14 protein-coding genes and 1 tRNA gene are annotated in these 19,669 nt (G+C 66.3%); 6 read left to right on the forward strand and 9 right to left on the reverse strand.

The window, feature by feature from the left end; all coding sequences use genetic code 11:
- Window positions 1-2 precede the first annotated feature (2 nt).
- Together ACTDI4_RS11090 and ACTDI4_RS11095 are read left to right on the forward strand one after the other, a co-directional pair.
- A complete protein-coding gene (locus ACTDI4_RS11090; protein WP_442841191.1) occupies window positions 3-767 on the forward strand; it encodes an ABC transporter ATP-binding protein in 765 nt (254 codons plus the stop codon).
- A 1-nt stretch (window position 768) separates the two neighbouring features.
- Window positions 769-1,494 carry an ABC transporter ATP-binding protein gene (locus ACTDI4_RS11095; protein ID WP_442841192.1) on the forward strand — a complete coding sequence of 242 codons (726 nt, stop codon included), beginning with the start codon at window positions 769-771 and terminating at the stop codon, window positions 1,492-1,494.
- 822 nt (window positions 1,495-2,316) lie between these two features.
- Here ACTDI4_RS11095 and ACTDI4_RS11100 read toward each other — a convergent pair.
- Window positions 2,317-6,132: a vitamin B12-dependent ribonucleotide reductase gene (locus ACTDI4_RS11100; RefSeq protein ID WP_442841193.1), complete on the reverse strand. Its 3,816-nt coding sequence runs from the start codon at window positions 6,130-6,132 to the stop codon at window positions 2,317-2,319.
- 687 nt (window positions 6,133-6,819) lie between these two features.
- On the opposite strand from ACTDI4_RS11100, the gene ACTDI4_RS11105 reads away from it, so the two are divergent.
- Window positions 6,820-7,200, forward strand: a complete 381-nt coding sequence (locus ACTDI4_RS11105; RefSeq protein ID WP_442841194.1) for a hypothetical protein — start codon at window positions 6,820-6,822, stop codon at window positions 7,198-7,200.
- Between the two features lie 58 nt (window positions 7,201-7,258).
- Here ACTDI4_RS11105 and ACTDI4_RS11110 read toward each other — a convergent pair whose 3' ends face one another.
- The 4 genes from ACTDI4_RS11110 to ACTDI4_RS11125 form a co-directional block, all read right to left on the reverse strand.
- Complete coding sequence (locus tag ACTDI4_RS11110) at window positions 7,259-7,753, reverse strand: NUDIX hydrolase (RefSeq protein WP_442841195.1); 495 nt, start codon at window positions 7,751-7,753, stop codon at window positions 7,259-7,261.
- Window positions 7,754-7,905: 152 nt separating this feature from the next.
- A complete protein-coding gene (gpt, locus tag ACTDI4_RS11115) occupies window positions 7,906-8,403 on the reverse strand; it encodes a xanthine phosphoribosyltransferase (protein ID WP_442841196.1) in 498 nt (165 codons plus the stop codon).
- 178 nt (window positions 8,404-8,581) lie between these two features.
- On the reverse strand, window positions 8,582-9,415 hold the full coding sequence (locus tag ACTDI4_RS11120) for a universal stress protein (protein ID WP_442841197.1): 834 nt from the start codon (window positions 9,413-9,415) through the stop codon (window positions 8,582-8,584).
- Window positions 9,416-9,494: 79 nt separating this feature from the next.
- Complete coding sequence (locus ACTDI4_RS11125; RefSeq protein WP_442841198.1) at window positions 9,495-10,235, reverse strand: competence/damage-inducible protein A; 741 nt, start codon at window positions 10,233-10,235, stop codon at window positions 9,495-9,497.
- A 179-nt stretch (window positions 10,236-10,414) separates the two neighbouring features.
- Between ACTDI4_RS11125 and wrbA the strand changes: the two genes are divergently transcribed.
- Complete coding sequence (gene wrbA, locus ACTDI4_RS11130) at window positions 10,415-11,014, forward strand: NAD(P)H:quinone oxidoreductase type IV (RefSeq protein WP_442841199.1); 600 nt, start codon at window positions 10,415-10,417, stop codon at window positions 11,012-11,014.
- A gap of 71 nt (window positions 11,015-11,085) precedes the next feature.
- Here wrbA and ACTDI4_RS11135 read toward each other — a convergent pair whose 3' ends face one another.
- Together ACTDI4_RS11135 and ACTDI4_RS11140 are read right to left on the reverse strand one after the other, a co-directional pair.
- Entirely contained in the window at window positions 11,086-11,343 is a 258-nt protein-coding gene (locus ACTDI4_RS11135; protein ID WP_442841200.1) for a DUF2188 domain-containing protein, read from the reverse strand.
- A gap of 143 nt (window positions 11,344-11,486) precedes the next feature.
- Complete coding sequence (locus ACTDI4_RS11140) at window positions 11,487-12,587, reverse strand: NADH:flavin oxidoreductase/NADH oxidase (protein ID WP_442841201.1); 1,101 nt, start codon at window positions 12,585-12,587, stop codon at window positions 11,487-11,489.
- A 356-nt stretch (window positions 12,588-12,943) separates the two neighbouring features.
- On the opposite strand from ACTDI4_RS11140, the gene ACTDI4_RS11145 reads away from it, so the two are divergent.
- Window positions 12,944-14,992 carry a CocE/NonD family hydrolase gene (locus ACTDI4_RS11145; RefSeq protein ID WP_442841202.1) on the forward strand — a complete coding sequence of 683 codons (2,049 nt, stop codon included), beginning with the start codon at window positions 12,944-12,946 and terminating at the stop codon, window positions 14,990-14,992.
- 118 nt (window positions 14,993-15,110) lie between these two features.
- On the opposite strand, the gene ACTDI4_RS11150 is transcribed toward ACTDI4_RS11145, so the two are convergent.
- Window positions 15,111-15,196 (reverse strand) — tRNA-Leu (locus tag ACTDI4_RS11150).
- A gap of 220 nt (window positions 15,197-15,416) precedes the next feature.
- Window positions 15,417-15,869, reverse strand: a complete 453-nt coding sequence (locus ACTDI4_RS11155) for an Lrp/AsnC family transcriptional regulator (RefSeq protein WP_442841203.1) — start codon at window positions 15,867-15,869, stop codon at window positions 15,417-15,419.
- Between the two features lie 143 nt (window positions 15,870-16,012).
- On the opposite strand from ACTDI4_RS11155, the gene putA reads away from it, so the two are divergent.
- Window positions 16,013-19,624 (forward strand): bifunctional proline dehydrogenase/L-glutamate gamma-semialdehyde dehydrogenase PutA, encoded by a 3,612-nt coding sequence (putA, locus tag ACTDI4_RS11160; RefSeq protein ID WP_442841204.1) that lies wholly within the window; start codon window positions 16,013-16,015, stop codon window positions 19,622-19,624.
- Window positions 19,625-19,669: the final 45 nt, after the last annotated feature.

Here is a 19,669-nt window from a genome sequence, read left to right on the forward strand (position 1 = left end):
CCATGGCGCTGCTGGAAGTCAAGGATCTGCGCCTGAGCTTCGGGGGGCTGAACGTGCTCCACGACGTCTCCTTCTCTGTCGAGAAAGGCGCCATCAACAGTCTGATCGGGCCGAACGGCGCCGGCAAGACGTCGCTGTTCAACTGCCTGACCGGCTTCTACAAGCCCAAGGGCGGCTCGATCAGCCTGGCCGGGCATCGGATCACCGGCCTGCCGCCGCATCGCATCACCGAGCGCGGCCTTGCCCGCACGTTCCAGAACATCCGCCTGTTCAAGGAAATGACGGTGCTCGAGAATGTCATGTCGGGCCAGCATTGCCGCACCCGCTACGGTCTCGTCTCCGCGATCCTGCATCTGCCGGCGCAGCGCCGCGAGGAGGAGGAAATCCGGGCCGTCAGCCTGCGCTGGCTCGATTTCGTCGGCATAAGCGAGCATGCGCCGCGCCTGGCCGGAGGGCTTTCCTATGGCGACCAAAGGCGGCTGGAACTGGCCCGGGCGCTGGCCTCCACGCCTGAACTCATCCTGCTGGACGAGCCCGCGGCGGGCCTCAACGAGCGCGAGAAGCTCGATCTCGTGCATCTCATCCGCCGCATCCGCGACGAGACCGGCGTCACCGTGCTGCTGATCGAGCACGACATGGGCCTCGTCATGCAGGTTTCGGAGAAGATCGTGGTGTTCGATCACGGCCAGAAGATCGCCGACGGCACGCCCGAGGCCGTGCGCGCGGACCCGAAGGTCATCGAGGCCTATCTGGGCACGGAGGACTGAGATGGACCCCGAAATCGTCCTTTCGGCCGAGCGCCTCGTGGCGCGCTACGGCAGCGTCGAGGCGCTGCACGGCATCAGCCTTTCGGTCCGGCGCGGGCAGGTCGTGGCGCTGCTGGGCGCGAACGGCGCCGGCAAGAGCACCACCTTGCGCACGCTCTCCGGTCTCATCCCCGCCGCCTCGGGCACCGTCCGCTTCCTCGGCGAGGACATCACCCGGGTTGCGGCGCACCGCCTGCCGCACAAGGGGCTTGTCCACGTGCCGGAAGGGCGGCGCATCTTCGGCGAGATGACGATCCGGGAAAACCTCGACCTGGGCTCCTTCACGCTGCAAGACGACGCCGAACGGCGGCGGCGCATGGAACATGTCTTCGAGCTGTTCCCGATCCTGGCGCGCCGCCAGCATGGCGACGCGCGCAACCTGTCGGGCGGCGAGCAGCAGATGCTGGCCATCGGCCGGGCGCTGATGGCCGGGCCGAAGGTGCTGCTGCTCGACGAGCCCTCGATGGGGTTGGCGCCGCAGATGATCCGCGAGGTCATGAACATCGTGCAGCGGCTGAACCGCGAGGGCGTCACCATCCTGCTGGTGGAGCAGAACAGCAAGGTCGCGTTGAAATTCGCGGACTACGGCTATGTGCTGGAGGCCGGCCGCATCGTGCTCGAAGGGCCGGGCAGCCAGCTTGCCAACGACGAGGCCGTCATCAGCGCCTATCTCGGCAACGCCGCCTGACCGGCCGCCGGGCCGCTGCCCCGCATCTTTACGGCGGCCCTGCGGAGGTCGGGGCGTCAGCGAATTTGCGCGCCCCGCCGCCGCCACGCCCGGGTTTCATCCCGCCTGGCCATTGTCAAAGAGCTGGCTTCTCAAGGAAGCCGGGAAGACGGGCGGCCGCAGGGTCGCGCATCTGAGTAATTCTTATGCGGCCTTGCGGCCGCCCGTCCGGCGTCTCCGGAACCCCCGTTGGGATCGCCCATGACCGGGACCGGCCCTTCGCCCCAAAAGGGGACAAAAAACCGCTCCAGATGGCAGCCCCAGCGCTGCTTTCGCCCGCTGACTTGAGCCGGCAGGCATTGGCGCCCGACGACCTTGACCCAGCCACCACCCATACGGATCCATCCGGTCCGCCCGTACGGCCACGTTAGCCGCACCGACGGAAGCCGGTTCCTCCCCGCGCAACCACCGTCATGATCGGCTTTCCCGCAGGAGGAACTGGGCGGAAGCATAAGACGGCCCGGCAAGGTGTGGATAAAAGCGCTTCGTATCCCCGGACAAATGGCGCCGGAGGCCCCGCCACTTCGTCATCCCCGGGCAGCGAGGGCGGAGCCGAGCGCGACCGGGGGATCCATTCCGGAACGGCCACGAAGCGCAGGGCGGCGCAGGATGGGGTTTCCGTCTGCACCGCCTCATGCGGCCGCAGCGCTCAGGCATGGATCCCAGGGTCTGCGCCGCGTTGCGCGCGGCTTCGCCCTGGGATGACGAAAGGGTGATGCATTTGCTATTTCGGCCCGATCTTGCGATCGGGCCGAAGGATAAGCTATTGATTTTTATTCCTTATCACGAGCACCCGCTGGTTGCGCCGCAGGTGTCGCACTTCTCGCAGGTGCCGTTTCGCACCATGGTGAAGTTGTGGCACTCGGAGCATTCGTTGCCGGTGTAGCCCTGCATCAGCGATTGCTGGCGGCGGGCGGCGGTCAGCGCCTTGGCCTCGGAAGCCTCCCTGGCCGCGGCGTCGGTGAACAGCTCGGCCGCCGTCTCGGCCGGCATCGCCTCCTGCTCGGCCTCCTGCGCCAATTCCTTCGCACGCTCCTCGTAGTCGCGCTTGAAGGCGGTCGCTTCCTCCGCAAGGCCCGCCACCGCCGGCTTCAGCGCCGTGGCGCCGGCCGAGATGGGATGCACGTTGGAGGCATAGGGCGCGGTGCGGGCAGGGGCCGGGTTGCCCGCTGCCGAACCCTTGGGCTCGCCGCCGCCCGTGCCCGTCACCAGCTTCACCGGCGAGGCGCCGCGGGTCAGGCCCTTGGAGAAGGCCAGCGCCTTGCCTTCGGTGATGCCCTTGCCGAGCGAGGTGTTGGAGAAGTCGGTGTCGACATGGGCAAGGTCGTTGCGGCCGAGATAGGAGATCGCCAGCTCGCGGAACACGTAGTCGATGATGGAGGTGGCGCTCTTGATGGCGTCGTTGCCCTGCACCATGCCGGCCGGCTCGAACTTCACGAAGGTGAAGGCCTCGACATATTCCTCCAGCGGCACGCCATATTGCAGGCCGAGCGAGATGGCGATGGCGAAGTTGTTCATCATGGCGCGGAAGGCCGCACCTTCCTTGTGCATGTCGATGAAGATCTCGCCGAGGCGGCCGTCGTCGAACTCGCCGGTGCGCAGATAGACCTTGTGCCCGCCCACGACCGCCTTCTGGGTGTAGCCCTTGCGGCGGTTCGGCAGCTTCTCGCGGTCGCGCACCACCTTTTCGATCACGCGCTCGATGATCTTTTCGGTGACCGCGACCGCCTTGGCAGCGGCCGGGGCTGCGACCAGCGCCTCGACGGCGTCGTCCTCGTCCTCATCCTCGTCGGCGATCAGCGAGGCGTTGAGCGGCTGGGAAAGCTTGGAGCCGTCGCGATAGAGCGCGTTGGCCTTCAGCGCCAGCTTCCACGACAGCATATAGGCGCTCTTGGCGTCCTCGACGGTGGCGTCGTTGGGCATGTTGATGGTCTTGGAGATGGCGCCCGAGATGAAGGGCTGGGCCGCCGCCATCATGCGGATGTGGCTGTCCACCGAAAGGTAGCGCTTGCCGATCTTGCCGCAGGGATTGGCGCAGTCGAACACCGGATAGTGCTCTTCCTTCAGGAAGGGCGCGCCCTCCAGCGTCATCGCGCCGCAGACATGGATGTTGGCGGCCTCGATCTCCTTGCGGGTGAAGCCCAGCGCCGGCAGCATCTCGAAGGAGAAGTCGTTGAGCTGCTCGTCGGTGAAGCCGAGCACGCCGCGGCAGAAATCTTCGCCCAGCGTCCACTTGTTGAACACGAACTTGATGTCGAAGGCGCTTTTCAGCGCGGCGTTCAGCGCCGCGATCTTCTCGTCGGTGAAACCCTTGGCCTTGAGCGTGGCCGGGTTCACGCCCGGCGCCTGGCCGAGATTGCCATGGCCCACCGCATAGGCCTCGATCTCGGCGATCTGGCTTTCGGAATAGCCGAGCGTGCGCAACGCCTCGGGCACCGCGCGGTTGATGATCTTGAAGTAGCCGCCGCCGGCCAGCTTCTTGAACTTCACCAGCGCGAAGTCGGGCTCGATGCCGGTGGTGTCGCAGTCCATGACCAGACCGATCGTGCCGGTGGGCGCGATGACGGTGGCCTGCGCGTTGCGATAGCCGTGTGCCTCGCCCAGCTCGATGGCGCGGTCCCAGGCGGCGCGGGCGTGCTCGACCAGTTCCTTCTGCCACACATGCGCCGCTTCCAGCGGCACCGGGTCGACCGACAGCTTCTCGTAGCCGCCGAGTTCCAGTGATGTATCTTCCGCGCCGACGCCATAGGCGGCGCGGCGGTGGTTGCGCATCACGCGCAGCATGTTGTCCGCGTTGCGCTCGTAGTCGGGGAAGGCGCCGAGCTGGCCCGCCATCTCGGCCGAGGTGGCGTAGGCAACGCCCGTCATCAGCGCGGTGAGCACGCCGCACAGCGCCCGGCCCTCGTCGGAATCGTAAGGAATGCCGGCCGTCATCAGCAGGCCGCCGATATTGGCGTAGCCGAGGCCGAGCGTGCGGTACTCGTAGGAAAGCCTGGCGATCTCCCTGGACGGGAACTGCGCCATCATGACGGAGACTTCCAGCACGATGGTCCACAGCCTGACCGTGTGCTCGTAGGCCGCGATGTCGATAGTGCCGTCGCCATTGCGGTAGGGCAGCAGGTTGATGGAGGCCAGGTTGCAGGCCGTGTCGTCCAGGAACATGTATTCCGAGCACGGGTTGGAGGCGCGGATCGCGCCGGCCGAGGCGCAGGTGTGCCAGTCGTTCATGGTGGTGTTGAAGTGCAGGCCCGGATCGGCGGACGCCCAGGCGGCATAGCCGATCTTCTCCCACAGGTCGCGGGCCTTCAGCGTCTTGTGGACCTTGCCGTCGATGCGGCGGATCAGGTTCCACTCCGCGTCCTGCTCCACCGCGCGCAGGAAATCGTCCTTCAGCGAGACGGAGTTGTTCGAGTTCTGGCCGGAAACGGTGAGATAGGCTTCCGAATCCCAGTCGGTGTCGTAGGTCGGGAATTCGATCGACGTATAGCCCTGGCGCGCGAACTGGATGACGCGGCCGATGTAGTTTTCCGGCACGGCGTTCTTCTTGGCCGCCTTGATCTCGCGCTTGAGCGCGGTGTTCAGCGTCGGGTCGAAGCAGCCGTCGTCGGCGCCCTCGCAATTGACGCAGGCGCGCATGATGGCTTCCAGGTGCTTTCTGACGATCTTGGAGCCGGTGACGAGGGCGGCGACCTTCTGCTCCTCCTTCACCTTCCAGTCGATGAAGGCCTCGATGTCGGGATGGTCGGCGTCGACGATCACCATCTTGGCGGCGCGGCGCGTGGTGCCGCCGGACTTGATGGCGCCGGCGGCGCGGTCGCCGATCTTGAGGAAGCTCATCAGGCCGGACGACTTGCCGCCGCCCGAAAGCTTCTCGCCCTCGCCGCGCAGGTTCGAGAAGTTGGAGCCGGTGCCGGAGCCGTATTTGAACAGGCGCGCCTCGCGCACCCACAGGTCCATGATGCCGCCCTCGTTGACGAGGTCGTCCTCGACGCCCTGGATGAAGCAGGCATGCGGCTGCGGATGTTCGTAGGCCGACTTGGACTTGGTCATCTTGCCGGTGAAGGGGTCGACATAGAAATGGCCCTGGCCGGGACCGTCGATGCCGTAGGCCCAGAAGAGGCCGGTGTTGAACCATTGCGGCGAGTTGGGCGCCACGCGCTGGGTGGCCAGCATATAGGCCAGCTCGTCGCGGAAGGCGGCGGCATCTTCTTCCGAATCGAAATAGCCGCCCTTCCAGCCCCAATAGGTCCAGGTGCCGGCCAGGCGGTCGAACACCTGGCGCGCGTCGGTTTCCGAGCCGTAGCGCTCGTTCTCGGGCAGTCCGGCAAGGGCCGCCTCGTCGGCCACCGAGCGCCACAGGAAGGAGGGGACGTCGTTCTCCTCGACCTTCCTGAGTCGGGCCGGCACGCCGGCCTTGCGGAAATATTTTTGCGCCAGGATGTCGGCGGCGACCTGGCTGAACTGCGCCGGAACGTCGATGCCGTCCAGACGGAACACCACGGAACCGTCCGGATTCTTGATCTCCGACAGAGCCTTGCGGAACTCGACCGTCGCGTACGCCGATTGTCCCTGCCTGGTGAAACGCCGCTCGATGCGCATCGTGCCTGTCCTTTTTGCCTGTCTATATATAGCGCTTTTCGGCGGAGATTTCGTGCTCCGTCGCGCAAGCGCAGGTCCGCCTTGCCCGGCCATGGAAACATGGCCGGCTCTCCTGTCCGCGCCCTTCGCCTCGGGACCGGAAGCTTTCCTGGGGAAGCTTCTTTCCGGCCTGTCGGCGACCCCGCACGGGTCCATCGAAACTGAAACTTTTCCGATTCCCTCGCCGGGAGGGAAACTAACACTATCTAGCGTGCATCATGCCCGCAAACACTAAATGTAGTGTTAACAATGAATTTATCCAGCCCGCGAAGCCTCCTTTTTCGTCCGCAGACCCGTGGCGGCGCCAGTGCGTCCCCTCCGCCTCGTAAACGGCCGGGATGCGGCTGGACACGCATGAAATCCGGGAAGGATGACCGGGCTCGAAACTCTCCGGCCGCGCCGCAACGGCAGCGCATGACCCATAAAAGGCGACTCGGCGGGACGCGTCAAGAGTTCGTTTTTGTGGATTTTGTGACCCCAACATCTTGTGTGCCACGAATGTGGATAACGGGGAGAAAAACGGCGGGCAGGGGTCGTGGCACATCACTGTCCGGCGACAGCCGGCTTGCCTGTTTCGCGTGCATTTGTAAAAAGGAGGTGGGGGAAATAGTGCTGGGAGCGACGGTGGTCGCTCCATTGGGGTGACACTTGAACGCCTATTTTGTCCGCAAGGCCACCAATCACGAGGTGGTCGGCCTGTTCGTCGCGTCGTCGGCCGCGTTGCTGGCGGCGGTCGTCGATGAGTGCTGCGATCCGTCGATCTGCGACTATGCCCTGGCCCCGATGGGCGGGCTGATGGTTGCGGCCATGACCCGCGCCCGGTGGCCGTTCGCAGCGGATGATGCCGATCAGACGGGCCTGGAGGCCGCCGTTCTTTCCCAGCAGTGGGAGGACGATCTGCGCGACGCCGACGACCGGCTCGAATGGCGCTCGCTGAAGCCGGCGGCGCTGCGTCTCCTGCGTGCGCTGGAAAAGAGGCCGGCAGCGAAGAAACCGGCTCCGCACGGCAAAAGCGGCGTCGGCGGCTGAGGGCAGGGTTCGGCGGCTTCGACGCAGGCGGGCAGGCCCCGCCGGGCCGCGCAAGGCCTCAAGCCGCGAATTTCTCCGGATCGGCACCGAAACCAGCGATAATCCGGCCGAGGTCGGGTTCCTTGACCATGCGGGCCGCATCGGCCGGAAAGACCCAGCGGCGCTCGCGCTGATTCTGCTCCTTCCAGCGGTCGGCCACCGAGTCGACCCGCAAGGGAAACACCAGTACCTCGCAGGGCACTTCCTGCCCGCTGGAAAGCGCCTTGGCATAGAAATAGCGCCCGGCTTCGAAAGGCGAGATCGCGCCCGTCAGGCCGGCCTCCTCGCGGGCTTCGCGCGCGGCCGCCTCGCACAGCGGCTCCCGCGCCTCCGGCCAGCCCTTCGGCACCACCCAGCGACCCGTGTCGCGGCTGGTGATCAGCATGACCTCGACCGCGCCGGCGTGCCTTCGCCAGGGCAGGGCGGCCACCTGCAGGCGGCGCGGCACGGTACCGAACAGCTTGCGCATCCGTTCGGTCAGATCGGCATTGTCGGTCAGGGGCCCGCTCAGCATGCGAAAATCCGTTCGGGCAAAGGGAGAATCGTTTGCCGTCTCAATAATTCTACGGCCGATCATATGGAGTAAAAGTAAAAACTTCCGCCGGGGCAGCCGAAACGGCCGCCCCGGGGCGCGATATCAGTGCATTTTGCGCGAGGAGGCTTTGGTCAGCCGGTATGGTCGTCGGCGATCGGCTTCTGGTAGGTGAAGCCCATGTCCCACGGGAAGTAGATCCACGTGTCCTGGCTCACCTCGGTCACGAAGGTATCGACCAGCGGCCGGCCCTTCGGCTTGGCGTAGACCGTGGCGAAATGCGCCTTGGGCATCATCGCCCGCACCACGCCGGCGGTCTTGCCGGTGTCGGTCAGGTCGTCGACGATCAGCACGCCGGCGCCGTCGTCACTCAGGAGCGAGGGGGTGATCTCCTTCAGCACCTTGAGTTGCCCCTGCGAGGTGTAGTCATGGTAGGAGGCCACGCACACCGTCTCGATGACGCGAATGCCGAGTTCGCGCGAGATGATGGCCGCCGGCACCAGCCCGCCGCGCGTTATGCACACGATCGCCTTCCATTGCCCGTTGACCCCGGCAAGCCGCCAGGCGAGCGCCCGCGCATCGCGGTGGAACTGGTCCCAGGAGACCGGAAATGCCTTTTCGGGAAGGGACATGGCGCACTCCGCGGAGGCGCGCGCCCGGCGCGCGCGTGAAACAAGGGAATGCGGGCGGAATTAGCCGGAAAGACGCGGCCTTGGCAAGGGTGTTGAAACACCCAGGCTGTGGACCGTCGCGCCGGGAGGGCCGCGGGACTTTCGTCACGTGACAAAGAGGGCCGGGCAGGGCATTCCCCTATCGCGACAGGAATGCCGCCACCGGTGCCGTGCGCAGCACCGAGCGCGTTACCCCGCCGAACAGCAGCCGCCGCAGCCAGGAATGGCTGTAGGCGCCGAGCACGATCAGATCCGCGCCCGTTTCCACCAGCCGGTTCTGGATCATGTCTTCGACGGCCACGCCGTCGGTGTCGCCCACCGAAACCGAGACGGCGACGCCGTGGCGGGCGAGGGCGGCGGCGATGTCGGCGCCGGCTGCCTCGGGGTTGCCGTCCAGAACGTCCGGCGGGTCGATGACGAGCACCTCCGTCCTTTCGGCGCCGATCAGGAAGGGCAGCGCGTCGAAGGCTGCGCGCGCCGCTTCCCGCGAACCGTTCCATGCCAGCAGCACGCGCTTGAACGTGGTGATGACCGGGCCGGAATGCGGCACCACCAGCACCGGCCGGCCGGCATCGTAGACCAGCGTGTCGACATCGGCGCCGGGTTCGCCGCCGGATTCGCGCTGCGCGGCCACCACGAGGTCGGCGGCGCGCACGCTGGCAATGCCGGAAAGCGCGCTGTCGCCGGAGAAGGTTTCCAGGCTGCGCCATTCGAACGCCAGGCCGGCACCCTCTATGCGCCGCAGGAATGCGGCCTGGAGCCTGTCGGAACGCTCCTTGTTGAGTTCGGACGACACCTGGAGGAATTCCGTGTCGGGAAAGCCGGCCGCCGAGGTGTAGGGCACCGGCATGGCCTCGGCGTGGATGCCGATCAGATGGGCGCCGAACCGCCCGGCCAGCGGCACGGCACAGTCCAGAACGCGTTCGGCGTCCTGCTCGTTCTGCAGGATCGCGACGATGGTCTTGAACGTCATGTCGGGCCCCTCATGTTTGCCTGCGATCGTCTTGCCTGGACGAAACGTCCCTGCGGCAGGCCGGGTTCCGCCATGGACCTCAGCCGGCCGCGGCCAAGCCGTCGACCATAGACTGGACCTCTGCGCGCGCGGCTTCAAGGGCTTCCTCGGAACGCGAGCGCACCACAAGCTCCGTCCAGAACTTGCCGTCGCCATATTTGGGATAGGAGCCGATGATCGTGTCGGGATGCCGCTTCTGGATCTCCGCCAGCGGCCCGCCGATGATCCCCTCGCCGAAAGGGCACTGCACCGTGGCCGACAGCATCCTGGCGCCGCCCTGGAGCGTGGGCACGACATTGTCCAGCATGGCCTGGAAGATGGCCGGCACGCCGGCCATGACATGCACGTTGCCGATGCGGAAGCCGGGCGCGGTGGACACCGGATTGTTGATATGGACCGCGCCGCGCGGCATGCGCGCCATGCGCCTCCGCGCCTCGGTGAATTCGAGGCCGCGCCTGGCGTAGCTTTCCTCCAGCATCGCATAGGCCCTGGCGTCGTATTCGCAAGGCACGCCGAACGCCCTGGCCATGGAATCGGCGGTGATGTCGTCATGCGTGGGGCCGATGCCGCCGGTGGTGAAGACATAGGTGTAGCGGGCGCGCACCGCATTCACCGCCGCCACGATCTCATCCTCCTCGTCGGGGACGATGCGTACCTCCTTCAGGTCGATGCCGATCGCGGTCATGATCTCGGCGAGATGGCCGATGTTCCTGTCCTTGGTGCGGCCGGACAGGATTTCGTCGCCGATGACGAGCATGGCGGCAGTGACGATCTCGGGCATGGCGGGCTCCGGCTGCGGACGATGCCAATCACATAGACCTCGGTGCCGGTCCCTGCAATCGTGCTGTCGCGGTGAACAATCTGTCTCCGACAAGGATGTTTCCGGTGAACGGTCTAGCTCCTAGATACGTCGGGCGCGGCGGCTATCCGCCCACGAAATCGAACATCAGGAGACGAAGCATGGCAAAGGTACTTGTTCTTTATTATTCGAGCTGGGGCCATATGGAGCAGATGGCCCGTGCGGCGGCGCAAGGCGCCCGCGAGGCCGGCGCGGAGGTGACGGTCAAGCGTGTTCGCGAATTGGTGCCGGAGGAAGTGGCCAAGGCCGCCTATTACAAGCTCGATCAGGAAGCGCCGATCGCCGAGCCGCTGGAACTGGAGAACTACGACGCCATCATTGTCGGCGCCTCGACCCGCTACGGCGCCATGGCCTCGCAACTGAAGAACTTCTTCGACCAGACCGGGCCGCTCTGGGCCAGGGGCGCGCTGGTCAACAAGGTCGGCTCCGTCATGGTCTCGACCGCCACCCAGCACGGCGGCGCGGAACTGGCGCTGCTGTCGACGCAGGCGATGCTCCAGCACCACGGCATGGTCATCGTGCCGCTGTCCTATGCCTATCAGGGCCAGATGGGCAACGACGTGGTGCGCGGCGGCGCGCCCTACGGCATGACCACCACGAGCGACAGCGACGGTTCGCGCCAGCCTTCGGCGCAGGAGCTGGAAGGAGCGCAGTTCCAGGGCAAGCGCGTGGCCGAGATCGCCATCAAGCTGCACGGCTGATACGTCTCCTGGTCGTGCGGCAGGGGCGGCTCTCCCGAGCGGGAGGGTCGCCCCTTTTTGTCGGGCGGCGCCTAACGCGTCTTGCCGTCCTCGTCCGAGACCTCGGTTTGCGGCCGGTCGCGTCCGTCGGCCAGTTCCTCATGCCATTTGCCCGCGGCATCCTCATATTCGATGCCGTCGGTGGCGCCGGAAATCTGCTGCTCCGACGAGGCGATCTGCGCGGCGCGCAACGCGTCCTGGTGAGTGGGGAAGGTTTCCGAATAGGTGGCGCCGACCTTGTAGGCCCAGCCGCCATCATGCTCCACGATCTTGTAGGTCAGCTTCGCCATGAAGTCCTCCGGTTCAAGAACGGCGACAGGATCATGCGGTTCCCGCGCGCCGTCCGCTACAAATCCGCTGACTGCCTGCGGATTTTCCAGCACTTCGCGGAAGGTTTCAACCACCCTGCCGAAGCGCCGGTCCGGGAAGGCGTTCACGCAGGCCTGGCCCAATGCTCCATCGTGGTGACCGAGCGGGCAAGCTGCGGAGCCGGATGGATCTTCTCGCCCAGCGCCGCTGCCGCACGCCAGCCCCAGCGCGGATCGGCCAGGAAGGCGCGGCCCAGCGCCACCATGTCGGCCCGGCCCTCGGCCACGATGGCGTTGGCCTGCGCCGGCTCGGTGATGAGGCCGACCGCGCGGGTGGGGATGCCGGCGCCCTTTTTCACCGCTTCGGCCAGGTCCACCTGGTAGCCGGGGCCGGAGGGCAGCTTCTGCAGCGGCGAGTTGCCGCCGCTGGAGCAGCAGATATAGGCAATGCCCTCGGCCTTCAGCGCCTTCGCCACCTCGATCGCCTCGGCCACGTCGAAACCGCCGTCGACCCAGTCCTTCACCGAAAGGCGGGCGCCCAGCATCAGCCCGGGCGCCGCCTGCCTGACTGCGCGCGCGACCTCGACGGCGAAGCGCATGCGGTTTTCCAGCGAGCCGCCCCAGCGGTCGGTGCGATGGTTGGAGAGCGGCGACAGGAACTGGAAGATCAGATAGCCGTGCGCGCCATGCAGCTCGATGAAGTCGAAGCCGGCGCGCTCGGCACGCCGGGCGGCTTCGGCGAAATGGCGGATGACCTGCCCGATCTCTTCCTCGTCCAGCGCATGCGGCACCTGCCAGCCGTCATCATAGGCGATCGCCGAGGCCGACACGACCGGCCACGGGTCCTGATGCGGCTTCAGGGGGCCGCCGCCTTCCCAGGGCCGCTGGTTGGAGGCCTTGCGACCGGCATGGGCGAGCTGCACGCCGAATTTCGCGCCGGGCAGGGCCACCCGGCGGGCGGCGTCCAGCGCGCGCCGCGCCGCCGCCTCGTTGTGGTCGCCGTAGAGGCCCATGCAGCCATGGCTGATGCGGCCGCGCCGCTCCACATTCGTCATCTCGACGGTGATCATGCCGGCGCCCGACATGGCCAGGTTCATCCAGTGGTAGAGGTGCCAGTCGCTGGCCGAGCCGTCGTCGGCGGAATATTGGCACATCGGCGCCACCGCGATGCGGTTGGGGAATGCGAGGCCGTCGAGCGTGATGGGCTGGAAGAGGGGGGCGGTCATGCGAACTCCGTGCGGGCTTCGAAAGTTTTGCGGCGGCCAGTCGTCTGCCGGGCCGATCTTGCGGCGGTCTGCCCCGAAAGGCCGGATTCGGCATAGACCGGGGACCCGCGCTATTTAGGCAGCGCCCGCCGTCAATGCCAGCCCCGCAAGCCCTCGCCAAGAAGGCGCGGAACTTGATGCGGCCTGACATTGCCGGGCCGATGGTAGCTGCCGTCATCCGCCGGCTTGCGCAGAACTACGGCCACTGCCATGAACGCCGCGGCCGTGAATCAACCATCACGCTGACACGTGCCACTGGAAGCTGCAAACAACACAAAACTCCATGGGGACAAATGATAACTTTGAGGGAGAACGCCTTGGGGAAACTGGCGATTTGTCTGTTCCTCATAGGCGGTTTATTCGGCAGCTCCGGGCATGCCGCGCCGTCAGCGGACGCCACGCACTACGAATTTTTTCTGGAGAACGGCACGCTCGAAATGAAAGATGGCGTGCGCCTGGCCGTGACCTACTACCGGCCCGTGGCCAAAGAGCCGGGGGAAACATTCCCGGTGATCATGGAAATGCTGCCTTATCGCAAGGACGATTTTTTCACGCTTGGCGATTATGAATATGGCTCATATTTCGCCAGGCGCGGCTATGTCGTTGCCCGCGTGGATGTGCGCGGTACGGGAGGCAGTGAGGGCGGCATCCCCGAAAGCGAGTATTCCGAAGCGGAGATTTCCGACGCGCAGGAGTTGATCGCCCAACTGTCCAAAAAGAGCTGGTCCAATGGCAATGTGGGCATGTACGGCCTTTCGTGGAGCGCCTTCAACTCACTGATGACGGCCCACAGAAAACCGCCTGCGCTCAAGGCCATCATTGCCGCGCATGGGTCGACGGACCTCTTCTACAATGATGTGCACTATATCGACGGCGCTTTGCACATAGATTCCTATGCGCATCAAATCGATACCGACAATTCGATGCCGCAAAGCCCGGACTACCGCATCGATGAAGATTATTTCCAAAATCGTTTCGACAGGGAACCCTGGATATTCACCTGGCTGCGCCAGCAGAAGGACGGCGATTTTTGGCGCAAGGAGTCCGTCACGTTCAAGGCCCCTCTGGAGGTCCCGGCCTATCTGATCGGGGGATTGCTCGACGGCTACAGGGATTTCGTCATGGATGTGGGGCGGACCGCCAAGGCGCCGGTCATTGCGGAAATCGGGCCGTGGAACCACGCATGGCCTGAATACGGCGTGCCCGGCCCCAACTACGAATGGCGGCAAAAGGCCCTGCGCTGGTGGGACCACTGGCTCAAGGGAATGGACAATGGAATTCTGGACGAGCCCCGCTGGATGGCATTCATGCGCACCGGCCACGCGCCTGCCACCGATCTGGCGACTGTCCCCGGCTATTGGCGCTGCGGTCAGGAGTGGCCATCGGACGGCGCCACCCAACGCCTCTATCCTCAAACCGCGCAACTGCTTGGCAACGACCCCGCGGAGCAGGAAACCGCCCAAGACCTGCTCTACCGCGCCGGCGCCGGGCTGGCGGCCGGCGGCTGGTGGGGCGAGCAAACGGGCGACATGGCGGCGGACGACGCCCACAGTCTGGTCTACGATTCCGCCCCCTTGACCGAGGCCCTGGAAATCATGGGCATGCCGCAAGTGCGCTTGCGCGTGGCCGCCGATGCCCCTTTCTACCAGTGGACGGTGCGGTTGGAAGATGTCGCTCCGGATGGCCAGGTGTCCCTGGTCAGCGGCGCGATCATCAATCCGTCCCAGCGCATTTCGCGGCTTGAGCCTGCGGCGCTTATACCGGGTGAACCGACTGCGCTGAGCACATCAATTCACTTCACCACATGGCGCTTCAAGCCCGGCCATCGCATCCGCCTGGCCGTCGCCAACGCGCAGTTTCCCATGATCTGGCCCAGCCCTACGGCGGGCAGTACCAGTCTTTTGCTGGGCAATGACACATGGCTCGAACTGCCGGTGGTGCCGGTGCAGAACGAAACGAACCAGGCCTGTATCCTGCCGCCGCCGGAGCAAAGCGATGCGGCGCCTTTCGGCAAGGAGCTGGAAAATAACGGCCCTGTCTTCAACAGTGTCCGCAATGAGCAGACCGGCGATTCGACATTCACGACCGCCAGCGACGTTGCCTGGACCATTCATGACAACCAATACCGATCCAGCGAATCGTACCGATGGGACGTCAATGACGCCGCGCCTGCCAACGCCCGCTACCAGGGCGAACGCAGGAATGTCTTTACCGTCAAGGGCAATGAAATAGACCTCACGACCAAGGCGCGGATCGAGTCGGATGCCTTGGATTTCCACGTCACTTTCACCAAGACTTTGCGCAGGAACGGCGAGCTGATCAGGGAAAGGACATGGGCGGACCGCATTCCGCGGATGTATCAGTGAGGAAGCCTCGGCGATCTGGCCATGGACGGTGACGCTACTCAAGCCTGTTCGGCCACCGGCTTGCATCGCGCGACGCCGCGTCCGCAAGGGTTTGGCGACGATCCAGGGGGATAAAGGGTGGTGCGGGCGGCGGGGATCGAACCCGCACGATCGAGGATCGAGGGATTTTAAGTCCCTTGCGTCTACCGGTTCCGCCACGCCCGCATCCGCTTTCCTTTCGGGTGCGCGAGGCGTTTCGTCAATGGCGTATCCGCCACAATCATGGAAAGCCCGCCCGGGCGGGGGCGCAGGACGGCCGGCGGGCGCAACGCCCCTCAACCCCACGCCTCACGCCGACTGAATGTCCCGGCGCCCCCGCAAGGCTTGTGCCCGATCGTCGGCGCCGGCGCCACGATAACCAAGTTTTAACCTTAACCGGCCCGGCTCAGCGGTCCTTCACCGTCTCCATCGCCACGAAGGTGGAAGTCTGGGCCACGTGCGGCAGGGCCGAGATGCGCTCGCCGAGCACGCGGCGGTAGGCGGCGATGTCGCGCGTGCGCACCTTCAAGAGATAGTCGAAGCTCGCCGCCATCATGTGGCACTGCTCGATTTCAGGCACCCCCTGCACGGCGCGGTTGAAGGCATCCAGCGCGGCCGAGCGCGTGTCGGAAAGCTTGACCTGGACGAAAGCGAGATGGCCTTCGCCCATGCGCTCGCGATCGATGACGGCCGCATAGCCGCGGATGAAGCCGTCGCGCTCCAGCCGCTTGACGCGCGCCTGCACCGGCGTCTTGGAAAGTCCGACCTTCTCGGCCAGCTCGGCCATGGAAAGCCGCCCGTTCTTGGCCAGCGCCGACAGGATGCTTCTGTCCATGCGGTCCAGTTGGTCTTCTGACATGGGAAAAATCATCCGATCAATGCGAAACGTAAGCCATTACCTAGTCCATACGGACTGGGCTGTCGACTTGTTTGGACCGGCCTTTGCACTGCGTTATGCTAGTTTGGCTTCAGTCACTCCAACCCGTGCCGCACAGGTCCGCCATGCCAGAACCAGACGCCATCCGCGAGAAGATCCGCGCCAACTATCTTGCCGACGAGGATGTCGCCGTGAAGCGGCTGGCCGAGGCCACGGGCCTGTCGCCCGAGGACCGCAAGCGAATCGCGGCGCGGGCCGTGGATCTGGTCAAGGCCGTGCGCGGCTCGTCCGACCCGCGCCTGATGGAGGTTTTCCTCTCCGCCTATGGCCTCTCCACCAAGGAGGGCGTGGCGCTGATGTGCCTGGCCGAGGCGCTGCTGCGGGTGCCCGACGCCGAGACGATGGACGATCTGATCGCCGACAAGATCGCCCCGCATGACTGGTCGGCGCATTCGGGCTCGTCGTCCTCCATTTTCGTCAACGCCTCGACCTGGGCGCTGATGCTGACGGGGCGCGTGCTGGACGAGGGCGAGGGCGGCATAGAGGGCACCTTGCGCGCGATGGTGCGGCGCCTGGGCGAGCCCGTCATCCGCAAGGCGGTGGCGGCGGCCATGCGCGAGATGGGCGAGCAGTTCGTGCTCGGCCGCACCATTGCGGAAGCCATGAAGCGCGGCCGCTCGATGACCGACAAGGGCTATCTCTATTCCTTCGACATGCTGGGCGAGGCCGCCCGCACGGAAGAAGATGCGCTGCGCTACCTGAAAGCCTATGCGGACGCGATTTCCGCGCTTGATGTGCCGGCCAACGGCCCCGACATCCGCCGCAACCAGGGCATCTCGGTGAAGCTTTCGGCGCTGCATCCGCGCTACGAGGTGTCGCAGCGGGAGAAAATGCTGCCGGTCATGGTGGAGCGGCTGCTGTCGCTGGCACTCGCCGCCAAGAAGGCGCGCATGGGCCTCAACGTCGATGCCGAGGAGGCCGACCGCCTCGACCTGTCGCTGGACGTCATCGAGAAGGTGCTGGCCGACCCGCGCCTTGCCGACTGGAACGGCTTCGGCGTGGTGGTGCAGGCCTACGGCCCGCGTTGCGCCTACGCCATCGACTGGCTTTATGCGCTGGCGAAGAAGCTCGACCGCAGGATCATGGTGCGCCTGGTCAAGGGCGCTTACTGGGACACCGAGATCAAGCGCGCGCAGGTGCTGGGCCTTGCCGGCTATCCGGTCTTCACGCGCAAGGCCAACACGGACGTGTCCTACATGGCCTGCGCGAAAAAGCTGCTGTCGATGACCGACCGCATCTATCCGCAATTCGCCACGCACAACGCCCACACCGTGGCGGCGATCCTCTCCATGGCGCCGGACCGCGATTCCTTCGAGTTCCAGCGCCTGCACGGCATGGGCGAGCAATTGCACGAGACGGTGCGCAAGGCCGAGGGCACGCGCTGCCGCATCTATGCGCCGGTGGGCGCGCATTCCGACCTGCTGGCCTATCTGGTTCGGCGGCTTCTGGAGAACGGCGCCAACTCCTCCTTCGTCCACCAGTTGACCGACGAGGCGGTGCCGCCCGAAGCCATCGCCCGCGATCCGCTGGAGACCGTGGAAATGCAGGGGCCGGCGGCCAATCCGAACATCGCCAGGCCCGCCGCCATCTTCGGCGACGGACGCGGCAACGCCAAGGGCTGGGACATTTCCGACGTGGTGACGCTGGCGGCGATCGAAAAGGGCAGGGCGGCGTTTTCCGGCCCCGACCGCTGGCAGGCCAAACCATTGAGCCGCGCCGCCGGCAAGGGCGAAAAGCGCGCCGTGCTCAACCCGGCCAGGACGGACGAGATCGTCGGCTCGGTGGTCGAGGCCACCCGGGAGCAGGCCGCCGAGGCGATGGGCATTGCCGTGGCAGCGCAGCCGGAATGGGCCAAGCGCCCCGTTTCGGAGCGCGCCGATCTGCTGCGCCGCGCCGCCGACCTCTACGAGAAGAACGCGGTGGAGTTCTTCGCGCTGGCCACGCGCGAGGCCGGCAAGACACTGGCCGACGGCGTGGCGGAAGTGCGCGAGGCGGTGGATTTCCTGCGCTATTACGCGTCGGAAGCCGCCGGGGCGGAAGCGGGCACCGAGGCGCGCGGCGCCGTCGTGTGCATCTCGCCGTGGAATTTCCCGCTCGCCATCTTCACCGGCCAGATCGCGGCAGCGCTCGTCACCGGCAACAGCGTCATCGCCAAGCCGGCCGAGCAGACGCCGCTGATCGCCTTCCGCGCCGTCCAGATGCTGCATGAGGCCGGCGTGCCGGCCGACGTGCTGCAACTGCTGCCGGGCGACGGCCCGTCGGTGGGCGCGCCGCTGACGGCCGATCCGCGCATCGCCGGTGTCTGCTTCACCGGCTCGACCGAGGTGGCAAAACTGATCGAGAAGCAATTGGCCGAGACCGCCGCGCCCGACGCCATGCTGATCGCCGAGACCGGCGGGCTGAACGCCATGGTGGTGGATTCCACCGCTCTGCCCGAGCAGGCGGTGCGCGACATCCTGGCTTCCGCCTTCCAGAGCGCCGGCCAGCGCTGCTCGGCGCTGCGCGTGCTCTATGTGCAGAAGGACGTGAAGGCAAAGACGCTGGCGATGCTGAAGGGCGCGCTCGCCGCGCTCACCGTCGGCAACCCGTGGCAGATCGAAACGGATGTCGGCCCCGTCATCGACGACGATGCGAAGAAGTCGATCAGCGACTATTGCCAGGAGATGGAGCGCGCCGGCAGGCTGGTTGCCCGGCTGGACGTGCCGGGGGGCGGCCGCTTCGTCGCCCCCACCGTGCTCAGCGTGAAGGGCATAGAGGAGATGCAGCGCGAGGTGTTCGGCCCCGTCCTGCATGTCGCCACCTTCGAAGCCGACAGGATCGATTCCGTCATCCGCGCCGTCAACGCCAAGGGTTTTGGGCTGACCTTCGGCCTGCATACCCGCATCGAGGGCCGCGCCCAGCATTTCGTCGACGGCATCCATGCCGGCAACATCTACGTCAACCGCAACCAGATCGGCGCGGTGGTCGGCTCGCAGCCCTTCGGCGGCGAGGGGCTTTCCGGCACCGGGCCGAAGGCGGGCGGCCCGCACTATCTGCGCCGTTTCCGCAAAGGCGCCGAAGCGCGCACGGAACTGGCGCAGGCGCGCGCGGCGACCGCCAAGGAGCTTGCCGACAACATGCCCGACCCCGCGCTGGGCGGCTGGTCGGCGCGGCCCGACCGCGTGGCGATCCTGAGAAAACACCTGCGCGGCAAGGGGGCTGCTGCGATCGCGGCTTCCGCCGGGCTCGATTTCGGCCAGGTGGACCTGCCCGGTCCCACGGGAGAGGCCAACACGCTGTCGCTCGGCCCACGCGGGCGGGTTCTGTGCCTGGGCCCCGACGCCGACACGCTGCTTTCGCAGGCGATCCAGGCGCTTGCCGCCGGCAATGCCGTGCTGGCCGTGGCGCCGGCGGCGCCGGCAGCCCTTTCCACGCTGACCGGCAAGGGCCTGCCGGTTGCGGCGCTGGACGCGCGGCTCGATCCGGCAGCACTTGCCTCATTGCCGGTCGATGTGGTGGCGTTTTCGGGATCTGCAAACGAGGCGCGCGCGCTGCGGCGCGCGCTCGCCGGCCGCGGCGGGCCGATCGTGCCTCTGGTCGGCGAGGTGCTCTATCCGGCCGCCTATGCGCATGAGCGCGCGGTCTGCGTCGACACCACCGCGGCCGGCGGCAATGCCAGCCTGCTGGCGGCGGCCTGAGACGCGCAAAAGGCGCGGCGGTTTCTCGACCGCCGCGCCCCTGAT

This window comes from Mesorhizobium sp. PUT5, assembly GCF_052216645.1.
GTDB lineage: Bacteria > Pseudomonadota > Alphaproteobacteria > Rhizobiales > Rhizobiaceae > Mesorhizobium.

Coding starts and splice junctions, on each gene's coding strand:
- ACTDI4_RS11125 (WP_442841198.1), bottom strand. CDS start 10,235: ATGCCCGAGATCGTCACTGCCGCCATGCTCGTCATCGGCGACGAAATC.
- gpt (WP_442841196.1), bottom strand. CDS start 8,403: ATGTCCCTTCCCGAAAAGGCATTTCCGGTCTCCTGGGACCAGTTCCAC.
- ACTDI4_RS11110 (WP_442841195.1), bottom strand. CDS start 7,753: ATGCTGAGCGGGCCCCTGACCGACAATGCCGATCTGACCGAACGGATG.
- ACTDI4_RS11100 (WP_442841193.1), bottom strand. CDS start 6,132: ATGCGCATCGAGCGGCGTTTCACCAGGCAGGGACAATCGGCGTACGCG.
- ACTDI4_RS11155 (WP_442841203.1), bottom strand. CDS start 15,869: ATGTCAGAAGACCAACTGGACCGCATGGACAGAAGCATCCTGTCGGCG.
- ACTDI4_RS11140 (WP_442841201.1), bottom strand. CDS start 12,587: ATGACCGCCCCCCTCTTCCAGCCCATCACGCTCGACGGCCTCGCATTC.
- wrbA (WP_442841199.1), top strand. CDS start 10,415: ATGGCAAAGGTACTTGTTCTTTATTATTCGAGCTGGGGCCATATGGAG.
- ACTDI4_RS11135 (WP_442841200.1), bottom strand. CDS start 11,343: ATGGCGAAGCTGACCTACAAGATCGTGGAGCATGATGGCGGCTGGGCC.
- putA (WP_442841204.1), top strand. CDS start 16,013: ATGCCAGAACCAGACGCCATCCGCGAGAAGATCCGCGCCAACTATCTT.
- ACTDI4_RS11120 (WP_442841197.1), bottom strand. CDS start 9,415: ATGACGTTCAAGACCATCGTCGCGATCCTGCAGAACGAGCAGGACGCC.
- ACTDI4_RS11095 (WP_442841192.1), top strand. CDS start 769: ATGGACCCCGAAATCGTCCTTTCGGCCGAGCGCCTCGTGGCGCGCTAC.
- ACTDI4_RS11090 (WP_442841191.1), top strand. CDS start 3: ATGGCGCTGCTGGAAGTCAAGGATCTGCGCCTGAGCTTCGGGGGGCTG.